Below are 3,500 nucleotides of genomic sequence, written 5' to 3'. Positions count from 1 at the left end.
CACCCAAATTTTCCACTAATTCCAAAGCATCTTTAACAGAATGATCGGAACTGTAAGGAGAAGGCATTAAAATAGTAAAAACATTTTCTTTACCTAAAGCAGCAGTAGCGATCGCTGCAACTAAAGCTGAATCTATTCCCCCACTTAAACCTAGAACAACTTTAGAAAAACTACACTTGTGCAGATAATCTTTTACGCCTAAAACCAAAGCAGACCAAATTTCTTCATCCTCACTTTTGGGCAAATCTATACTTTCAAAATTCTCTGAAGTTAAATCTTTTTTTGCCGAATTAAATTCTACAACTGCCAAACTTGTTTCAAAAGCTTTAGCATGATAAATCACATTCCCAACACTATTAAAAACTACACTACAGCCATCAAAAATTAAATCATCATTTCCACCAACTTGATTAACATAAATAATTGGTATTTGATAACGATTCGTACTATGTTCTAACATCGCCTCTCGCAATTTTTGTTTGCCTACTCGGTAAGGAGAAGCTGACATATTAACTACAAAATCAACCTGTTGTTCCGCTAATTCTTTCATCGGATCACAAGTATAATTTCGCTTTCCCCAAAATTCTGCATCATTCCACAAATCTTCGCAAATAGTCACACCAACTTTAGCTGAAGATTCTGATATTTCTGGAGAAATTTCTAATGTGAAAAAATCGCTACTTTTGCCAGGTTCAAAATATCGGTCTTCGTCAAAGACATCATAAGTCGGTAAAAGTCGTTTATGAAATATTTGTTTGACTTTTCCATTGCTTAATAAAGCTGCACTATTAAATAAAGATTTTTCTCCTTTTTCAGCAGCTTGATAATTAAAAGTTACAGTTCCTACTAAAACAGCTATTTCTGATGGTAAATTTTGAGCTAAACTTTCTAATTCTACAGCAGCAGCTTCAATCAAACTAGGATAAATTAATAAATCTCGTGGTGGATAACCTATCAATGATAATTCTGGAGTTATCATCAACTTAGCATTTAAAATTTGTGCTTTTTGCGCTGCCTCTAAAATTAATTTAGCATTACCATAAATATCACCAATAATAGGGTTAATTTGAGCGAGAGATATTTTCATAAATTGTATCTAATTAATTATTATAAAAGGATTTTTTTTTCCTGTAAAATATATATTATGTTTGTATAAGCAGTGATAATATTAACGTGGAAGTGAAATTTACAGTAGATTTTGAATGTGGTTTTAATTAGGAACTTACTTAATCAAAATTCCTAATTAAATTTAAAGGCAATAATGGTCTAATAACTATAGTTACTGCTTTCCTAAATCTTTGCCAAAATGGTGTCGAAAATTGGCAATTGATGTTTTTGGAAGTACATATTCACCACAATGTAGATCCCCTGCTTCAAATCCTAATTCTTGCAAAACTTGATAATGTGAGTGAGAATGTTGCCCATCAACAAACCCCACAGTTGGTTGTAGTTGCTCAAACCGAGATGAAAGTAAACTGGAAAAAGCGCAACCCATTATATTAAAAGGGTTTGGATTTAAAGTTGTTTCTCTTTGATCGTTGCTCATTAGGTTTGCTATATGTGGTGGAAAGTAGATTAAACTATTAATAGGAACGGGCGATCGCAACACTCCACCTTCACTAAATAAAATATCTCCATGTTCCTCAAAGCGTTGAATAGCTAAGTCTGGGTCAAAACAATGGGGAGCTGAATCATCAATAATAATAGTACCCGACTTAACTTGTATAATATCTAATACATTAGGCACATTTGTAGCACCAACAATTAAAGTAGAGTTGTAAATTTCAGGAGGTACTACTGTTGTTGATAATGCTAAATTTATTTTACCTTTAAAGCCAAAAATTTCAACTAATTCTTGCTTAATATTCTCTAGTAAATCTAACTTACTATAAATATCACAAAGAGTAATTTCTTGAGGATGTGGTAAACATTTAAGCATTAATGAAAGTACATTTGTCCCTACCGAACCTAAACCTAAAAATCCAACTTTTTCTCCACTTAAATTCCGTCCGCTTTCCTCGCAAACCTTTTTAATAGTGAGTATAACAGCAGCACCAGTAGTTCCATGTCCAGTAGTAATTTTGGGCAAATCCTGGCGATTAGCAATTGCTTTTGTAATAGCACGACCATAATCAGTAGCAGAAGGAATTAAGCCAGTCAAAGAAACACATTTAGCACCTATTCGCCCAGCCATTTCTAAAGCTTCAATAATTTTACTAACTAGAACATCCTGATTGCTATATAGCTCTGAACTAAGTTCAGGTATAATTATGCCAGCAATTCGACCGCAATTAGTTTCTCGGACACTTCTCAAAAATGGAAGATTTTCAAAGAAATTTTCAACAACATAATCCCGACTTAAACCAGAAGTTGCTAGATAGGATGCATCTATGCAACCTAAAGATGCAGAATCTACAGGGGGAATTTTTCCTACGGACAATAAAGACAATAAAGAACGATGTTCAACTTCTAGAAATTCAGATTTTTTATGATTAATAAGTTCCTGATTTGCCTGATTTAATATTTTGGGAAATTCATTAGTATGAGTATCTTTTTGGTTTTGTAGTAATTCGGTAATACTATCAGTTAATTCAGCAATTGTGGGATGTGACAATAAACTTTGTAGTGAAAGACTAACATTCATTGCTGTGGATATTTTAGAAACTAATTGCATTGCTGTGAGGGAATGTCCACCTAACTCAAAAAAGTTATCGTATATGCTAACTTGAGGAATTTTTAAAACTTCTGCATAAATATCTGCTAATAGCTTTTCTTCAGGAGTGCGTGCAGCTACAAATTTAGCCTTTGACCTAGATTGTACTGACTCCGGTTTAGGTAAAGAGCGTCGATCTACTTTCCCATTTGCTGTTAGAGGTAGTTTTTTGAGAGGTACAAATATGGGAATCATGTACTCTGGTAATTTTTCTGCTAAGAAGAGACGCAGTTCGCTGTGAAGAGAATCTGAGAGGGTTTTTTCAGGCAAATTAGTTGCAGTTTTTCCAAAATTGTTGTTTGAATTTGAGGTTTCGTCAATACTACTGACAAAATAGGCAACTAAACGGCGATCGCCTTCTCTATCTTCTCGCATGATTACTACTGACTGCTGTATTGCAGGATGTTGATTTAATACTGCTTCTATTTCTCCAAGTTCAATACGGAAACCGCGAATTTTCACCTGATTATCAATGCGACCCAAATATTCTATATTGCCATCGGATAAATAACGAGCTAAATCTCCTGTCTTATATAACCTCTTCCCTTCTAACTTCTGTAGGGATGAATAGCCATTCGCCCCTACAAATTCTTCCCTTCCAAATTCTGACTCCGTAAGGACGTTGCATGCAACGTCCCTACCTCCTGACTCCTTCCAGATAATGAATTTTGCTGCTGTTAATTCTGGTCTGTTCAGATATCCACGAGCTAAACCAGCCCCGCCGATGTACAATTCTCCTGGTACTCCTAGGGGGACTGGTTGCTGATGTTTGTCTAGAATATACAGT

General features: G+C 34.7%; 2 protein-coding genes. Both read right to left on the bottom strand.

What is annotated here, in order from left to right:
• On the bottom strand, window positions 1–1,087 hold a 1,087-nt coding region (locus F6K27_RS14925; protein ID WP_287275973.1), incomplete at its 3' end, for a nitrilase-related carbon-nitrogen hydrolase.
• 192 nt (window positions 1,088–1,279) lie between these two features.
• A partial coding sequence (locus tag F6K27_RS14920) for a phosphopantetheine-binding protein (protein ID WP_287275971.1) occupies window positions 1,280–3,500 on the bottom strand: 2,221 nt, incomplete at its 5' end.

The organism is Okeania sp. SIO2F5, assembly GCF_010692685.1.
GTDB classification, from domain to species: domain Bacteria; phylum Cyanobacteriota; class Cyanobacteriia; order Cyanobacteriales; family Microcoleaceae; genus Okeania; species Okeania hirsuta.
The sequence above is the reverse complement of the archived record's forward strand: the minus strand, read 5'-3'. Positions and strand labels throughout refer to the sequence as shown.